Origin of the sequence: Paenibacillus xanthanilyticus (assembly GCF_042682185.1) — a bacterium.
Classification (GTDB): Bacteria; Bacillota; Bacilli; order Paenibacillales; family Paenibacillaceae; genus Paenibacillus_Z; species Paenibacillus_Z xanthanilyticus.
This window is the reverse complement of record NZ_JBHUHA010000001.1, coordinates 3699448-3715000: the sequence shown is the minus strand read 5'-3', so window position 1 is coordinate 3715000 and position 15553 is coordinate 3699448. Positions and strand designations below refer to the sequence as shown.

Here is a 15553-nt window from a genome sequence, read left to right as displayed (position 1 = left end):
TGACGCCTGCCCGGTGCTGGAAGGTTAAGGGGAGTGGTTAGGGGCAACCCGAAGCTATGAACCGAAGCCCCAGTAAACGGCGGCCGTAACTATAACGGTCCTAAGGTAGCGAAATTCCTTGTCAGGTAAATTCTGACCCGCACGAATGGCGTAACGACTTGGGCGCTGTCTCAACGAGAGATCCGGTGAAATTTTAATACCTGTGAAGATGCAGGTTACCCGCGACAAGACGGAAAGACCCCATGGAGCTTTACTGCAGCTTGATATTGGACTTTGGTACGATCTGTACAGGATAGGTGGGAGCCGTTGAAGCCTGAGCGCCAGCTTGGGTGGAGGCGCCGTTGGGATACCACCCTGATCGTATCGGAGTTCTAACCCGCCACCCTGAATCGGGTGGGGGGACCGTGTCAGGCGGGCAGTTTGACTGGGGCGGTCGCCTCCTAAAATGTAACGGAGGCGCCCAAAGGTTCCCTCAGAATGGTTGGAAATCATTCGAAGCGTGCAAAGGCATAAGGGAGCTTGACTGCGAGACCAACAAGTCGAGCAGGGACGAAAGTCGGGCTTAGTGATCCGGTGGTACCGAATGGAAGGGCCATCGCTCAACGGATAAAAGCTACCCTGGGGATAACAGGCTTATCTCCCCCAAGAGTCCACATCGACGGGGAGGTTTGGCACCTCGATGTCGGCTCATCGCATCCTGGGGCTGAAGTAGGTCCCAAGGGTTGGGCTGTTCGCCCATTAAAGCGGTACGCGAGCTGGGTTCAGAACGTCGTGAGACAGTTCGGTCCCTATCTGTCGTGGGCGTAGGAAATTTGAGAGGAGCTGTCCTTAGTACGAGAGGACCGGGATGGACGTACCGCTGGTGTACCAGTTGTTCCGCCAGGAGCACCGCTGGGTAGCCAAGTACGGACGGGATAAGCGCTGAAAGCATCTAAGCGTGAAGCCCCCCTCAAGATGAGATTTCCCAATTAGTAAGACCCCTGGAAGACGACCAGGTTGATAGGTTCGAGGTGGAAGTGCAGCAATGCATGCAGCTGACGAATACTAATCGGTCGAGGGCTTATCCTAAATGAAACAAAGCTAAAAGGACTGTAAGTTTCGTATCCAGTTTTGAAGGTGCATCCTAATATGCACATAAGAGAAATCACCCCAATGAGAGTGGTTTTTTTTATTGGGCATGGCGCATCTTAAGAAGGCCCGTTGGTCAAGGGGTTAAGACACCTCCCTTTCACGGAGGTAACAGGGGTTCGAATCCCCTACGGGTCACCATTCATGGCGGCGTAGCTCAGCTGGCTAGAGCATTCGGTTCATACCCGGAGGGTCGGGGGTTCGAGTCCCTCCGCCGCTACCATAAGCATGAAGTGACACGGAGTGGACCTAATGCGCAGCTTGCTCAAGGAACCTAGGCCTGAGGCTGCATTCGATCAAATCCTGCCGCTCATAACTACCTTTTTCTGCGGAGCCGTGGTGTAGAGGCCTAACATGCCTGCCTGTCACGCAGGAGACCGCGGGTTCGAATCCCGTCGGCTCCGCCATTTATAAACTTGCCGCTGTAGCTCAACTGGTAGAGCAACTGACTTGTAATCAGTAGGTTGGGGGTTCAAGTCCTCTCGGCGGCACCACTTAGGTTTGAGCCATTAGCTCAGTTGGTAGAGCACCTGACTTTTAATCAGGGTGTCGTAGGTTCGAGTCCTACATGGCTCATGCTTTTCATTTGTGAATAGGCGCCCTTAGCTCAGCTGGATAGAGCGTTTGACTACGAATCAAAAGGTCGGGAGTTCGAATCTCTCAGGGCGCGCCATATTGCCAAGCAGCGGATCAAGCATTCGCTCCATATATGCAGAAGCCGGTTTCGTGATGATGCGCGAGACCGGCTTCTTTTTTGTTTCGTTGTGAAGTTGCGTGATGGTGGCATGCCTAATTATGGTACAATGGTTAGAAATCAACGCGGATGACGCAATCGCGTATCGGAGGCGGGGAGAACGGTGACAATTCGCGTGGAGTCTGCTTTATTTCCGTTAGCGGACTACGAAGATCAGGAAGAGGTCAAGCGCTTGTTGGCACTGTGCGTCTGGCCCGAACCGTCCAGCAGGGAGCGCGCGTGGGCTCGCTATCGCGATGAGGCTTGCGGCTTGTTCGGCAGGCTAGGCGAATCGGGGCTTGTCGGATTGATTGGTATCCGGGAGGTACGCGTTGGGGAATATGAGTTGCTTCATCTTGCGGTCAGACCGAGCGATCGGAGCCGCGGGATCGGCAGCGGCATGATTGCCGAGTGGATGCGGACACGGCAAGCCGTGCAATTAACCGCGGAGACGGATGCCGAGGCCGTCGGGTATTATGCGAAAGTCGGGTTTCGCGTCTACAGCTTAGGCGAGGAGTATCCAGGAACCGAACGTTTTCGCTGCGTGCTGCGTAAACGAGAGCCATGTTGCGAAGGATAAACAGATCAGCATCAGCGGGGGTAAGCCCGCTGATAACAAAGATCATGCAACTTTTCCGGTTTGTTGCGTATAAACAAGGATAGCTGTTTGTAAAAGCATTTGTAAAATATCTTGGGAGGTCCATTGTTTTGTCCATAGAAATTGTTGTCCTGATTTTGCTTATCGTGCTTAATGCCTTCTTTGCTGCATCAGAAATCGCACTCATTTCGCTGAACGACAACAAGATCAAAGCGATGGCCGATAACGGTCATAAGAAAGCCAAACTGCTCGTCCAATTGCTGGGCGAACCGAGCCGTTTCTTGGCGACCATTCAAATCGGGATTACGCTTGCGGGTTTCCTGGCATCCGCATTCGCGGGCGAATCGTTCGCCGGCGGATTGGCGCAGGTGCTGTTCGATGCGGGCATACCGCTTTCGATCGAAATGCTCGAGACCGTCTCGCTCATTATCATTACGCTGATTCTGTCCTACTTCACGCTGGTTTTCGGCGAGCTGGTACCGAAGCGGCTGGCGATGACGAAGGCGGAAGGCATCGCGATGTTCGCGGTTACGCCGCTGACGTTTATTTCGAAAGTAACGTCGCCTTTCGTCAAATTGCTGACGTTATCGACCAACGTCCTCGTCCGGCTGTTCGGCGTCGATCCGAATGCCAACACGGAGCAGGTCACCGAAGAAGAAATCCGCATGATGCTGGACGTCGGCAACGAGAATGGCGCCATTCAAGAAACCGAGAAGCGAATGATTCATAATATTTTCGAGTTCGATAATAAGAACGTGCTGGATATCATCACGCACCGGACGAACGTCGTTAGCATTCCGGTCACGATTACGTTAAGCGAGTTGATCCAGGTCGCGCATTTGGAGAAATACACGCGTTTCCCGGTCTACGAAGGGGACCACGATAACATCGTCGGTATTCTTCACACGAAGGACCTTATCCCGTACATTAACGTTGGCTGCGCGGAGCAGTTCGAGTTGAGCAAGCTGCTGCGTAAGCCGTACTTCATACCGGCGTCCAAGCCGATCGACGATGTCTTTCATGATTTGCAGACGAAGAAGGTCCACATGGCGATCGCGATCGACGAGTACGGCGGCATGGCCGGCATTATTACGATCGAAGATCTGATCGAAGAAATCGTCGGCAACATTTTCGACGAGCATGACGATGACGAGAAAGAAATCGAACAGCTGGATGAGGACACCTACCTCATTAACGGTCTGATCTCCCTGCGCGAAGTGAACGAGCTGCTCGATATTCATCTGCCGCTGGACGAATACGACACGCTGGGCGGGTTTTTGATCGGCGAGCTGGGCACGATTCCGCGCAAAGGCGAACAGCCTACGGTCGAGCTCGAAGGCGTGCTGTTCCGGGTGGAAGAAGTCATACGCAAGCGCATTGGCAAGGTAAAAGCAACAAGGCTTGCGAAGGCATCGGCTGCGGAGGCCGATGAATAACGCAAGGATATCGAGAAGCAGCCGCAAGCCTGGGAGACTAGGCTTGCGGCTTTTTTGCGAGAAGGATAACATGTTGCTCGCCGTACCTTGGCGAGACCACAGTTTTCGAGAGCTCCGTAGTCGGGATGAGACCGTGGATCGGTGCCAAAGCGGTCTTGTTTGCGGATGAGCCGCGCGTTGCGTCGCAAGCCGCTACAGCAAGGGGTAGAGCGGGGCCCGGTTGGGGAATTAAGCAGACGCGTCACCCGCGGCAAGAGACATCCGGTATTTTCCAACATGCTTCCTTGTTGACAACGATCGGTATGAGCACCTAATATAATACCCATAGGGGTATATGTATGTTACTATTATAGACTCCTTGATTGAAACGGCTTTGTTTGGAAGGAGTTTGATGCATGCATGCGGATGTAGGCTGGTTATTGATGTTATTTGCGATTGGTTGGGCCGGAGCTTTCCTATCCGGGTTAGCGGGCATCGGAGGTTCGATCGTGAATTTTCCGCTGCTGCTGTATGTTCCGCCTGCACTGGGATATGCGGCATTTAGCGCGCATGAAGTATCCGCGATTGGGGCGGTACAAGTATTATTCGCCACCTTATCGGGGGCGTTAGCTTACCGGAGGAGTGGGCTGATTCACGGCCGACTGGTTCGATACATGGGGGTACCCGTCACCCTGAGCGGTCTGGCGGGCAGCTATGGCTCCTCGTTCGTGCCCGAGTCGGGAATTCGCGTGGCGTATGCGCTTCTGGCTCTCGCAGCCGCGGTCATGATGTTGATGCCCAAGCGCAATATAGAGCTCGCGGATGGAGCGCCGCCGGAGTTTCATACAGGGCTGGCAGCCGGCAGCGCATCGGTCATCGGGTTGATGTCCGGCATCGTCGGCGCCGGCGGAGCTTTCATCCTGCTGCCGGTCCTGCTCGTCCTGCTCCGGATTCCGACCCGGGTGGCGGTCGCGTCGTCGCTTGCGATCACGTTCCTCTCTTCGGCGGGCTCCACAGCCGGGAAGGCGCTGGGCGGGCATATGCTGCTCGTTCCTTCTATGGTCATGGTGGCGGCGAGCTTGGTAGGATCGCCTATGGGCGCGAGGGTCGGTCGGCGTCTGAAGGTCGGGTGGCTGCAAGGCATGCTCGCGGTCCTCATTACGTTAACGGCATTAAAGATATGGCTCGATATCCTTTTACAACGTTAAGGGGCGTGTACGAATGGCAGGGAAGTTTGCGAAATCCATGACAACGGCAGAAGCGAAAGCATGGCTGGACAAAGGAGGATCGCTTCAGATCGTCGACGTCCGCGAGAGCGCGGAATGGGAAATCGGTCATATCGAAGGTTCGATCCCCATCCCGCTTGGCGAGCTGAGCCGGCGTCATGCCGAATTGGAAGAAGGGCTGGCAACGCTGGTCGTATGCCGCAGCGGCAATCGGAGCGGACTGGCGTGCGAGCTGCTGGAGTCGCTCGGTTACGATGTCATCAACATGACCGGCGGGCTGCTCGCATGGCCGGGCGATTTGACCGCGAGCTCGAGCCGGAGATCGTAGCAGGCCGGAGTGACGTGACGGTACGTTTACGATATGGGGAAGGTGAATTCGGTTGTGTGTACGGCCAAGACGGGACAATCAGCATGTCACTGGTAAAAGACCAAAATTTTTTATTCATTCTAATACGTATAGGGGTATGAGTAACTGCTATAAGGGGAGGACGAGAAATGTCCGAAACATCATCGATACCGACGGACTTCTTATTGGACTGCAAAGGGCTTGCCTGTCCGATGCCGATCGTGCGCACGAAGAAGGCGATGCTTCAGCTCCAGGCGGGCCAAGTCATCGAAGTGCAGGCGACGGACAAAGGATCGCTAGCCGATCTGCAGGGCTGGGCCGGCTCGATGGGCCATCACTACTTAGGGACGATTCACGAGGGCGGCATAATGAAGCATTTTATCCGGAAAGCGAATTTGGATGACGTACGGAACGAAGAGCCATTCGCCAGAACGGTAACGAACGAGGAACTGCGAACGAAAATGATCGGCGGCGAGGCGTTGACGCTGCTGGACGTGCGGGAACCGGCGGAGTACGCGTTCGGCCGGATACCCGGTTCCGTATCGATTCCGCTGGGCGAGCTGGATCAACGGGCGAATGAATTGCCGAAGGATGCGCCAATCTACGTCATTTGCCGTACGGGGATGCGCAGCGATCTGGCTTGCAGGCAGTTGGCCGCGCTCGGATTACCCACTATCTACAACACGGTTCCGGGGATGTCCGCTTGGGACGGTCCTATCGAACGTCAGGCATAGGGGGAGAACGTGGATGACAACGACAGCGAGCATAGGCGGCATGAAGGCGGAGGAGGCGGCCAATCTCATCATTGGCGGGAAGCCGTTATTTGTTCTGGATGTGCGCAACGCCGCCGATTATGCGGATTGGAAAATCGAAGGCAAGCAGGTCGACTCGGTTAATATTCCTTATTTCGAGCTGCTGGATGGGGTTGAAGGCGCGCTTGAGCTGCTGCCTGCGGGTCGGGAGATGCTCGTCGTGTGCGCCAAGGAAGGCTCGTCCGTGTTCGTGGCCGAACAGCTGGCCGAGGCGGGTGTTAGCGGCGTGCGCTATCTCGAAGGCGGGATGAAGGCGTGGAGCGAGTACGTTCGGCCGGTTAAAATCGGCGATCTTCGCGGTGACGGCGAGCTCTATCAGTTCGTGCGGATGGGCAAAGGTTGTCTCTCTTACATGATCGTATCGAACGGCGAAGCGGCGGTGATCGATGCGCCGCGCATGAAGGAGACGATTCTGCAAGTGGCGGGGGAACGCGGCGCGCATATTCGGCATACGCTCGACACGCATTTGCACGCGGACCATATAAGCGGCGGACGGCAGCTGGCGCTGCAGTCGGGAGGGACGTATTGGCTGCCGCCGAAGGATGCGCAAGAGGTGACGTTCGACTATGCCGAGCTGGAGGATGGCGTGCGCATTGCTGTCGGCGGCGCGGCGATCGAGATTCAGGCGCTGCATTCGCCGGGGCATACGATCGGCAGTACATCGTTCCTCGTGGACGGGACGTACCTGTTGACGGGCGATAGTTTGTTCCTCGCGTCTATCGGGCGTCCGGATCTCGCGGGACTCGGGGAAGACTGGGTGGGCGATCTGCGCGAGACGTTGTATGAAAGGTATCGGGCGCTGCCGGAAGAACTGGTCGTGCTGCCGGCGCATTTCGGATCCTGGCAGGAGCTAGGCGAGCGAGGCGACGTGGCGGCGCGGCTGGGGGATTTGTTCGCGGGCAATCCCGGATTGAACATTGCGGACGAGACGGCATTTCGCCGGACGGTGACGGAACATTTGCCACGGCACCCGAACGCCTATGAGGCGATTCGCCGCACGAATATGGGGCGCCTGACGCCCGCGCTGGAAGAACAACGCGAGATGGAGAGCGGACCGAATCGCTGCGCCATTCACGATAACAAAGGAGGATGAGGATATGGAAATCAGCATGGTGGTCGATACGAAAGGGTTGGCATGCCCGATGCCGATCGTCAAGGCGAAGAAAGCGCTGAGCGGCTTGAGCGCGGGCCAGATCATGCAGGTGCTGTCGACGGATAAAGGCTCGGTCAACGATTTTACCGCCTGGGTGAAGCAGACCGGACACGAGTTGGTGCGCCATGAAGAGATCGGCGGCGTCTACGCGTTCTACGTGCGGAAGGCCTAGAAGGAGGGATCGGGATGGAAGCGAACAAGAAAAAAACGACGATTGTCCTGTTTAGCGGCGATTACGACAAGGCGATGGCGGCATTCATTATTGCCAACGGGGCGGCGGCCTACGATCATGACGTGACGATCTTCTTCACATTCTGGGGGCTGAACACACTGCGCCAGGACGGTCCGGTTCAGACGAATAAAGGCCTGCTGGAGCGGTTGTTCGGTTGGATGATGCCGCGCGGCGCGAACAAGCTGGGCCTCTCCAAGATGCATATGGCCGGCATGGGTCCGCAGATGATCAAGCACGTCATGAAGAAGCATAACGCGCTCACGCTGCCGCAGCTGATCGAGCTGGCTCAAGAGCAGGGCGTCAAGCTGGTTGCCTGCACGATGACGATGGATTTGCTCGGCCTGCGGCGTGAAGAGCTGATCGAGGATCTCGAGCTTGGCGGCGTTGCCACGTATCTCGGCGAGGCGTCTGACGGCAACGTGAATCTGTTTATTTAAAGGTGTACAGCCCCCCGTTTTGCCTTATACTATACCCATACGTGTATGTGTGATCAATCCGAAAGGGGGATGAACAGGATGGAATTCCAATATACCGACGAGATGAAGACGAGGCTTCGCCGTATCGAAGGCCAGATTCGGGGCGTGCTGCGCCTGATGGATGAAGGCCAGTCCTGCAAGGACGTCGTCAGTCAGCTGTCGGCGGTGCGCAATGCGTCGGACAAGGCGATTGCCCAGATCGTCGCGGAAAACTTGCAGCACTGCATTCTGGAGGAACAGGCGGCGGGCGGCGATACCGGCAAGCTGGTGAAGCAAGCGATCGAATTGCTGGTGAAAAGCAGGTAGCGGACGAGGACGGCTGGTAGGAGCGGCGGCGGTCGGTTGACGCGCATGCCGTCTCTCCTAATGTTACGGAGGGAACGAAAACAATGACGTTTAATCTCAATACGATCATCGATATCGCAATCGCGGCGCTTGCCCTGTGGCTGCTGTATTTGCAGTTCGGGCCGGTGAAGGGGCTTCGGACGCTGGCTGCAGGCGAGTTCAACCGGGAGCTTGCGGAAGCGCCCAGAGAGGCGCTGCTGCTCGATGTGCGGGAAGCGGGCGAGTTCCGCCGGGGCGCGATTCCGAACGCGGTCCATATTCCGTTGTCCGCGCTCGGCCGGAGACTGGACGAGATTCCGAAGGAACGCAGCGTATATCTCTATTGCCAAAGCGGCGTTCGGAGTAAGCGGGCAGCGCGGCTCCTGCAGCGGAGGGGATATGGCCGCATCGCGCATTTGAAGGGCGGCATCTCCGCATGGCACGCGGAGCGGGCGCGCTAAGGAAGCCAGGCGGCTAGAAATCGACGCGCCAGCTGAGACAGCTGCGTCGTCTTTTAGCGGGGCGTCGCGTTTCCTATTGGAAATTCGAGACCGGCGCAGCGCCGGTACGTATGCAAGAAGGACGATCAGTATGAAGGAAGGGCCCTACCTGCTCAAGCGTAGGGCCTTTGCTATGAGAAGGGGATGACGGCGGAATGTATACAGTGCAGGCAGGGCAGCTGGCGCTGAACTTGGAAATCGCGGTGTACCTGTTGTCGGGATTAGCCGGGGTGCTGGGCGTGCGTCTGCGTGCGAAGCGAGGCGCCCTCCCGCAGACGCAAGCATCGGACGCGCTGCAGGCGGTTTTCCTCTGGCTAATCGTCTGGAAAGCGAGTATAATTGTATTCGATCCGGTTACAGTTATGGCGGAGTGGAGATCGCTGTTGTATTTTAGCGGCGGATCCAAAGGGGCTATGCTGGCATCGGTCGTATCGTCGGCCTATCTTCTGTTCAAAGGGCATCGCGCCAAAGTCGGTCTGTTGGCGTCGGCGGAGACCGTCTGTATCATGGCGTTCGGCGCTGCAGGGACGTTCATGGCCGTTGAGCCATGGTTCGCCGATTCATGGTCCGTTCGCCGGCTGGCGGCGACGCTCGCCGCGCTGCTGCTGACCATCTGGCTCCTAGCACGACGCGAGTCTCCCGATTGGCGCAAGCTCTCTTCGGGTGTCCTGCTCGGCTGTTTGGCGCTGATGACGGTTATGCGCGTGCAGTTCCCGGCTGCGGATGACCCGCTCGCCGCGTCGCAAGCCGCGCCGGGAAGCGTGCAGATCGGAGCGAAGCAAGGCCAGCTGGCGCCCGATATCCGACTCGTGGACCGGGCCGGCAAGCCGGTCGCGCTCTCCGCATACAAAGGGAAGGTCGTCGTCCTGAATTTCTGGGCGAGCTGGTGTCCGCCATGCCAAGCGGAGATGCCGCATATGCAGAAGCTGTACGACAGATATGACAATGAAGAGGTGGTGCTCCTGTCGGTGAACATGACGACCACGGAGCGCGGTCCGGACGCCGTATGGGCGTTCGCGGACAAGAAAGGCACGACATTCCCCATCGTGCTGGATGAGGAAGGCGCTGCGATGGCGGCGTACAACATCCGCACGTATCCGACGACGGTATTCATCGCGCCGGATGGCATCATCCATGCAAGGCTGCTTGGCGCAGTCGATTATGACGGTATGCATCGAATAATCCGGGACATGAGCTGAGGGAGGAACGATGATGTTTCGTTTGCTGGGTCTAATTATGCTGGTGGCGATCGCCTATTGGATGTATCGCAAGTACGCGCCGGTCCGAGGGTTGCGGCAGCACGCGCTTCGGGACTTGTCCGGGCTGGAGGCGGGGAAAGACGTGCAGCTGCTGGACGTGCGGGACTACTTGGAATTCGAAGAGGGGCATTACCACGGGGCGGTCAATTTGTCGCTCGGTCGGCTCAGCTCGTTCTGGCGCAGATATGTGAAAGCGGAGCGGCCGCTCGTGCTGTTGGGCGGGAAGCCTTCCGAGGTGTACCGGGCGGCTCGATTTTTGCGGGCCAAAGGCTTCCGGCAGCTGTCGTACGCGTTGTACGAATCCGAGCAGGAAAGCAGCGCGCCGTGTAGACAGTGCCCTTGTTGTTGATTTTATAACTAGCAGGCGCAAGCCGAAGCAGAAAGGGCAGCCTCCGCGGCTGCCCTTTCCTGATATCCGACGTATTCTGGCCGGGTGAAATGCATACCGCCTGCCAGGATGAATAGCTAGCCGTTCAAGCTGCGTCAGTCGGTGATTGCTATAAAATTGAAGCTTTCCGGACCGACCCGCGTGACGCCGAGGGCGGTAACCGTAACGAATACGCTGTACGGGACGCCCGCAATATTGGGCGCGTTAAAATCAGAGCCCGAGAGGGAGAACACTTGCGGACCGAGCAAGTTGATATCCATGTTCTCGGAAGCCGAGTACACAAGAACACCGGATGTGTCGAGCCCGCGATAGACACCGATCGTTACGTTCGTGGCGACGGGCAGCAAGCCGAGCTGCAGCGCGATCGTGCCCGAGAACGTGACGCGCGTCAGGTTGGCGTTGCCTGCGGAGAGGTCAAGCGTCTGCTGCGCGACGAGCGTAGGGGTGCCCAGGATCGATATCGGAATTGCGATCGAGTTCGCATAACTTGCGTTCTGCGAGGTTTTGGAATCCAAAAAGATAGCCACTCTTAAATCACCTCCTATAGTTGCCTTCATCATAGATTATGCAGCTAGATTAAGAGAGGATTGGACATAAAACCGGCTATCAAATATTACTGCGCATGCCCAGCGAATGAACGGTCCGGGCGCCTGCCAGGCGCAATCCAAGCGTGAGAGCATCTCTCCTTCCTCTACCAATGCGCCGGCTCGCTGATGTCGGGTTCTCGCGTGCCGCAAGCGGTAACTATGGGGGCCGCGCCAAAGAGCCGCAGATTGAATATCTGCGGCTCTTTGCCATGGAAAGCGGTATTCATCGAAGGAGGAGGATCGTCGGCAGGAAGCCGGTCAAGGCGACGACTCTTCCAGATTGCGCTTCAAAATATCGATCTCCGTCGCTAGCGACGAGACGATGCGCTCTTCGATGCCGTCGAGCATGGTCGCGGTGTCCATTTTGCGCTCGATGCCTTGGGCAAGCATTTTGTCCCAGATCGCCGCGGCTTTCGCGTCGAGCGGCGTCGGCACGAGTTCGGCCATTTTGTTCACGAGCTCCTCGTGCAGCGCGTACACCGGCTGGTTGCCCATGTACGGATTGACGGAGGCCAGCTCCTTTGGGTTGCCGCGCGCCGGCAGATAAGCCGGGACCGATCCCGCCATGCCGTTCTTGCTCGCTTCGGTGACGTAGAACTCGATGAACTTCCAGGCAAGCGCTTTGTTCTTCCCATCGGACGGGAGAATGAAGTTGGCGCTGTTCTGCCAGCCGTAGAGATTGAACGGGAGCCGCGTCTCCCGCCAGAGACCGGCGGATTCCGGCGCCCACGCTTTGATTTGATCGCCGCCCCATGTGCCCATGTACATCATCGCGATGCTGCCTTTGCGCACGGCTTCTTCGCCGCTGGAGGTCCAGACGTCGAGATGCGCGGCCAGGTTGAGGTCGTGGATGACCTTGGCGATATCGATCGCTTCCTTGAACAGCTCGTTGTTGCGCTGGAAGCGGAGCTCGTCGTCGAAGAAGCTTTGCGTGCGCTCGAAGTTCAAGACGATCTCCGGGTCCCACTGCGTCAAATAGATGCCGTCCTGCTTCAGCGTCTTGGCCATGTTCAGCCAGTTGTCCTTGTCGGCCATATAATCGCCGAGCGCCTTCGGTTCGGAAGGGAAGCCGTATTTGTCCATGATATCCTTGCGGTAGTAGGTGACGATCGGCGAGCTGGAGAGCGGGAAGCCGACGAGTCGTTTCCGATCCAGCGACATATTGCTCCGCCATAACGCTTCGCTGAAATCCTTCTCGTATTGACCGGCGTTATATGGCGGATCGAGCAGGTTCTCCACGCCTTTGATCGAGGAGAAGGAGCCGAACTGCGCGCTGTCCACGAGCATGACGTCCGGCACGTCGCCGTCGGCCAGCGCCTGCAGGAACTCGTTCTCGTACGAGGCGTACAGGAAGTCCTTCACCGTCACCTTCACGTTTGGATACAGCTTCTGGAACTGCGGGATCAGCTTGTCAAAGCCTTTATAGTACACCCATAGCGTCAGCTCCGCGCTGATGTTCGGGTCAATCTCCTGCGTCTTGTCCGCGCCTTCCGCAGGCGGCATCGCGGACGTGGATTCGTTCTCCGCGCCGAGCTGCTTCGTCCCGGTGCCGGAGGCGAAGCAGCCGGCCAGCCCGACGGCGAGTACAGCGGTGATCAGCGTCAAGCCCAAGCGGCGCATGCTGCGATTTCTCATGATATTTCCTCCCGATCTTCCTTGGCGTAGGCTTGCAGGAAGGATGCGAATTCTTCCGCCGGCAGCGGCCGGCTAAGCCAATAGCCCTGTGCTTCTTCGCACTCTAGCTTCTCGATATATCGATAATCCTCCAGGGTCTCAATGCCTTCGACGACGACGTGCAGCTGCAGACTGCGCAGCAGCTCGGCGATGGCGCCGACGATGCGGGACTTCTTGGGATCGTTCACGATCCCTTTCATGAACGTGCGGTCAAGCTTGACCTCGTCGACGGGCAGACGCTGCAGCTGGTTCAAGGACGAATAGCCGGTGCCGAAATCGTCGATGGAGACGCGAAGGCCGAGCGCCCGGAGCGCCTCGAGCTGCGCGACGACTTTGTCGGGATTGCGGATGAAGATGCCCTCCGTAATCTCGAGCGTCAGCAGAGAGAGATCCATCCCCGTCTCATCGGCGATCGACCGAATCAGCTGCGGAAGCTCGCCCTGTTCGAAATGGCGGCCGGAGATGTTGACGGCGACCGGCAGCGGCGGCATGCCCTGCCGCGTCCAGACGCGGTTCTGCCGGCAGGCTTCCCGGATGACCCAGGCGTCGATCTCGGCGATCAAGCCGGAGGTTTCCGCAAGCGGGATGAAGCGGTCCGGCGGGATGAGGCCGAGATTCGGGTGATACCAGCGGATGAGCGCTTCGGCGCCGCTGATTCGCCCGGTGGCGACCGCCACCTTCGGTTGGTAATGGAGCTTGAACTCGCCGGAGCGGATCGCGATCCGCAGACCGTTTTCCAGCTGCATCTTCTCCGCGAGGTATCGGTTCATCTCGTCGTCGAAGAAGCGATAGCAGCTGGTCCCTTGTTCTTTCGCCTGATACATCGCCATATCCGCATGCTTCAGCAGGGAATCGTGATCGCGGCTGTCCCGCGGGTAGACGCTGATGCCCAAGCTGACGGATATGTAAAGCTCGGTTCCCGCGATCATAATGGCGTCGTTGAACGTGCGGCAGATCGCGTCCGCCGTCTCGTGCAGCAGCGCCTCGTCCTCATAGACGAGCACGACGACGAACTCGTCGCCGCCGAGGCGGAAAATGCGGCATTGCCCGGACTCGTAGCGGGCGAACCGCTCGGCCACCCGCTGCAGCAGCTCGTCGCCCGCGGCATGGCCCATCGTATCGTTGATCTGCTTGAACCGGTTCAAGTCCGCGAACATGACCGCCACCGACTGGCCGGCGCTTCGTTCGCTTTGTTGATGCTCCTCCAGCACGCGCAGCAGGTGATTGGAGAAGTGAAGCCGGTTCGGCAAGCCGGTCAGACCGTCGTAGTACGCCAAATGCTGGAGCTTCTCTTCGGAGACCATCAGCTTGGCGGTCTGGTCCTTGAGCTTGCTGTTCGCGTCCGACGATTCCTGGAACAGCCGGAACAAGTCGCGCGACATATGCTGGAAGTTCTGAATGAGCGAGTTGAATTCGATAATGCCGCTTGTCGGCCATTCGAGCGTCTCCATCCTTTTGAGCCGGTCGGGCAAGTTCGCGGTGGTGGCTGCTAGCTCCGTAATCGTGCCGGTGAGCATGCGACCAAACAGCAGCACGAGCAGGGTGACCCCGAGCGCGCACAGCATCAGGTTCAGGAAATGGTAGAAATATTCCTCGTAGATCGAGTCGAGGAACGGACCGAGCGGCGTATCGATGTAGATCGTCATGGACGCCTGCGGGACTTCCTGAATATACAGATAACCCGCATCCTGCCAGGTTTGACGCGTATGGGCATTGGCCGGCAAGGTCAGGTAGAACCGGTCGTTGAATTGCTTCTTGACATCGGCTTGAAGCCGGGTGAACTTCAGCCCGTAAGGAGAGCCCTGGGTATCGGCGATGATCCGGTTCTTGTTGTCGGTCACGGTGATGAGCGACATGCCTTCGCTCGTGTATTTGTTAATCATGTTCTGCAAGTAGCCGATCTGGATATCCGACCCGAGCTTCACGGAGCGGTATTCCTCGGCGGTCCAGCGGCCCAGCTCTTCCTTGATGCTGCTGGCCGTGCCTTCCGACTGGTGAAGCGTATTGCGTTCCAGCGTGTCGGTAATGTTGGCGCTGCCGATGGACAAGTACATGAGATAGGGAACGAAGATCATGAAGAGCGTGAAGTGGGCCAGCGCTTGCTTCAGGTGGATCGGCTGCTTCGTCCTTGGGGCGATGCGGATCCAGACCGGCAAATATTTGACGACGATGCCGGCCAGCGTGGCGTTGATCATGCTGTTGGCGGCGCCGACGAGCAGGGCCAGCACGATTTCGGATGTTTGATGATCAGTGACGTGCAGGATGAACGCCGCCGGGAGGGCGATGACCGCCCAGAAGCAGGCGTCCCAGAAGAAAAGGGGCTTGGCGCTGTTGCGGCTTAACAGTCCGACGGCCAGCAGCTCGGCAAGATGAACGAGCACGAAGGGGGAGTGACCGAATGCGAGCATGCAGGCGCCATAGACCGTCAGCGCGCCAAGCGCCACGTAGCGGAGCTGAAGCAGGCCGATGGAGGCGAACAGCAACACGCTGCCGAAGGAAAGCGAAATGCCGTAGACGAGGGAAAGCGGCTGGCTCTCGATGGCGACGGCCAATAGGACGACGGCGATGAAAATGGCCCATTTGCGAGCATTGAGATGGGAAAGTAGAGCTTGTCCCTCCACGATGGGTCCTCCTGCACGGTGAATTTGGACATAAAAAAATCAGGGAAATGCCATGGGCATTCCCCTGATTCGAAGTTCGTT

At 57.7% G+C, this 15553-nt stretch carries 15 protein-coding genes, 6 tRNA genes and 1 rRNA gene (1 of these 22 cut by a window edge); 19 read left to right on the top strand and 3 right to left on the bottom strand.

Features of this window, described 5'->3' with window-relative positions; translation table 11 throughout:
* The 19 genes from ACFSKT_RS15985 to ACFSKT_RS15895 form a co-directional block, all read left to right on the top strand.
* A 23S ribosomal RNA gene (locus tag ACFSKT_RS15985) occupies nucleotides 1-1068 on the top strand; it begins 1861 nt to the left of the window's first position.
* 126 nt (nucleotides 1069-1194) lie between these two features.
* A tRNA-Glu gene (locus tag ACFSKT_RS15980) sits at nucleotides 1195-1269 on the top strand.
* A 5-nt stretch (nucleotides 1270-1274) separates the two neighbouring features.
* A tRNA-Met gene (locus ACFSKT_RS15975) sits at nucleotides 1275-1351 on the top strand.
* A gap of 107 nt (nucleotides 1352-1458) precedes the next feature.
* A tRNA-Asp gene (locus ACFSKT_RS15970) sits at nucleotides 1459-1535 on the top strand.
* Nucleotides 1536-1546: 11 nt separating this feature from the next.
* Nucleotides 1547-1622: transfer RNA gene (locus tag ACFSKT_RS15965), tRNA-Thr, on the top strand.
* A gap of 9 nt (nucleotides 1623-1631) precedes the next feature.
* Nucleotides 1632-1704: transfer RNA gene (locus ACFSKT_RS15960), tRNA-Lys, on the top strand.
* A 20-nt stretch (nucleotides 1705-1724) separates the two neighbouring features.
* A tRNA-Arg gene (locus ACFSKT_RS15955) sits at nucleotides 1725-1801 on the top strand.
* 184 nt (nucleotides 1802-1985) lie between these two features.
* Nucleotides 1986-2441 (top strand): GNAT family N-acetyltransferase, encoded by a 456-nt coding sequence (locus ACFSKT_RS15950; protein ID WP_377721964.1) that lies wholly within the window; start codon nucleotides 1986-1988, stop codon nucleotides 2439-2441.
* A 128-nt stretch (nucleotides 2442-2569) separates the two neighbouring features.
* The gene (locus tag ACFSKT_RS15945; protein WP_377721963.1) at nucleotides 2570-3895 is read left to right on the top strand and encodes a hemolysin family protein; all 1326 of its coding nucleotides are present in this window, start codon (nucleotides 2570-2572) and stop codon (nucleotides 3893-3895) included.
* 395 nt (nucleotides 3896-4290) lie between these two features.
* Nucleotides 4291-5082, top strand: a complete 792-nt coding sequence (locus ACFSKT_RS15940; RefSeq protein WP_377721962.1) for a sulfite exporter TauE/SafE family protein — start codon at nucleotides 4291-4293, stop codon at nucleotides 5080-5082.
* 13 nt (nucleotides 5083-5095) lie between these two features.
* The gene (locus ACFSKT_RS15935) at nucleotides 5096-5428 is read left to right on the top strand and encodes a rhodanese-like domain-containing protein (protein ID WP_377721961.1); all 333 of its coding nucleotides are present in this window, start codon (nucleotides 5096-5098) and stop codon (nucleotides 5426-5428) included.
* A 167-nt stretch (nucleotides 5429-5595) separates the two neighbouring features.
* Nucleotides 5596-6180, top strand: a complete 585-nt coding sequence (locus ACFSKT_RS15930) for a sulfurtransferase TusA family protein (protein WP_377721960.1) — start codon at nucleotides 5596-5598, stop codon at nucleotides 6178-6180.
* Nucleotides 6181-6193: 13 nt separating this feature from the next.
* Complete coding sequence (locus ACFSKT_RS15925) at nucleotides 6194-7351, top strand: MBL fold metallo-hydrolase (RefSeq protein WP_377721959.1); 1158 nt, start codon at nucleotides 6194-6196, stop codon at nucleotides 7349-7351.
* Nucleotides 7352-7355: 4 nt separating this feature from the next.
* Complete coding sequence (locus tag ACFSKT_RS15920) at nucleotides 7356-7583, top strand: sulfurtransferase TusA family protein (protein WP_377721958.1); 228 nt, start codon at nucleotides 7356-7358, stop codon at nucleotides 7581-7583.
* Nucleotides 7584-7597: 14 nt separating this feature from the next.
* A complete protein-coding gene (locus ACFSKT_RS15915; RefSeq protein ID WP_377721957.1) occupies nucleotides 7598-8080 on the top strand; it encodes a DsrE/DsrF/DrsH-like family protein in 483 nt (160 codons plus the stop codon).
* Between the two features lie 78 nt (nucleotides 8081-8158).
* Complete coding sequence (locus ACFSKT_RS15910) at nucleotides 8159-8425, top strand: metal-sensitive transcriptional regulator (RefSeq protein WP_377490403.1); 267 nt, start codon at nucleotides 8159-8161, stop codon at nucleotides 8423-8425.
* An 83-nt stretch (nucleotides 8426-8508) separates the two neighbouring features.
* Nucleotides 8509-8904 carry a rhodanese-like domain-containing protein gene (locus tag ACFSKT_RS15905; protein WP_377721956.1) on the top strand — a complete coding sequence of 132 codons (396 nt, stop codon included), beginning with the start codon at nucleotides 8509-8511 and terminating at the stop codon, nucleotides 8902-8904.
* A gap of 194 nt (nucleotides 8905-9098) precedes the next feature.
* Entirely contained in the window at nucleotides 9099-10142 is a 1044-nt protein-coding gene (locus ACFSKT_RS15900) for a TlpA family protein disulfide reductase (protein WP_377721955.1), read from the top strand.
* A 10-nt stretch (nucleotides 10143-10152) separates the two neighbouring features.
* Entirely contained in the window at nucleotides 10153-10551 is a 399-nt protein-coding gene (locus tag ACFSKT_RS15895) for a rhodanese-like domain-containing protein (RefSeq protein WP_377721954.1), read from the top strand.
* A gap of 134 nt (nucleotides 10552-10685) precedes the next feature.
* On the opposite strand, the gene ACFSKT_RS15890 is transcribed toward ACFSKT_RS15895, so the two are convergent.
* The 3 genes from ACFSKT_RS15890 to ACFSKT_RS15880 form a co-directional block, all read right to left on the bottom strand.
* On the bottom strand, nucleotides 10686-11117 hold the full coding sequence (locus tag ACFSKT_RS15890; RefSeq protein WP_377721953.1) for a hypothetical protein: 432 nt from the start codon (nucleotides 11115-11117) through the stop codon (nucleotides 10686-10688).
* Nucleotides 11118-11435: 318 nt separating this feature from the next.
* The gene (locus ACFSKT_RS15885; RefSeq protein ID WP_377721952.1) at nucleotides 11436-12812 is read right to left on the bottom strand and encodes an ABC transporter substrate-binding protein; all 1377 of its coding nucleotides are present in this window, start codon (nucleotides 12810-12812) and stop codon (nucleotides 11436-11438) included.
* The gene (locus tag ACFSKT_RS15880; RefSeq protein WP_377721951.1) at nucleotides 12809-15472 is read right to left on the bottom strand and encodes a putative bifunctional diguanylate cyclase/phosphodiesterase; all 2664 of its coding nucleotides are present in this window, start codon (nucleotides 15470-15472) and stop codon (nucleotides 12809-12811) included. Before ACFSKT_RS15880 ends, ACFSKT_RS15885 begins: the two co-directional genes overlap by 4 nt.
* Nucleotides 15473-15553: the final 81 nt, after the last annotated feature.

Coding starts and splice junctions, on each gene's coding strand:
- ACFSKT_RS15940 (WP_377721962.1), top strand. CDS start 4,291: ATGCATGCGGATGTAGGCTGGTTATTGATGTTATTTGCGATTGGTTGG.
- ACFSKT_RS15935 (WP_377721961.1), top strand. CDS start 5,096: ATGGCAGGGAAGTTTGCGAAATCCATGACAACGGCAGAAGCGAAAGCA.
- ACFSKT_RS15930 (WP_377721960.1), top strand. CDS start 5,596: ATGTCCGAAACATCATCGATACCGACGGACTTCTTATTGGACTGCAAA.
- ACFSKT_RS15925 (WP_377721959.1), top strand. CDS start 6,194: ATGACAACGACAGCGAGCATAGGCGGCATGAAGGCGGAGGAGGCGGCC.
- ACFSKT_RS15920 (WP_377721958.1), top strand. CDS start 7,356: ATGGAAATCAGCATGGTGGTCGATACGAAAGGGTTGGCATGCCCGATG.
- ACFSKT_RS15915 (WP_377721957.1), top strand. CDS start 7,598: ATGGAAGCGAACAAGAAAAAAACGACGATTGTCCTGTTTAGCGGCGAT.
- ACFSKT_RS15910 (WP_377490403.1), top strand. CDS start 8,159: ATGGAATTCCAATATACCGACGAGATGAAGACGAGGCTTCGCCGTATC.
- ACFSKT_RS15905 (WP_377721956.1), top strand. CDS start 8,509: ATGACGTTTAATCTCAATACGATCATCGATATCGCAATCGCGGCGCTT.
- ACFSKT_RS15900 (WP_377721955.1), top strand. CDS start 9,099: ATGTATACAGTGCAGGCAGGGCAGCTGGCGCTGAACTTGGAAATCGCG.
- ACFSKT_RS15895 (WP_377721954.1), top strand. CDS start 10,153: ATGATGTTTCGTTTGCTGGGTCTAATTATGCTGGTGGCGATCGCCTAT.
- ACFSKT_RS15885 (WP_377721952.1), bottom strand. CDS start 12,812: ATGAGAAATCGCAGCATGCGCCGCTTGGGCTTGACGCTGATCACCGCT.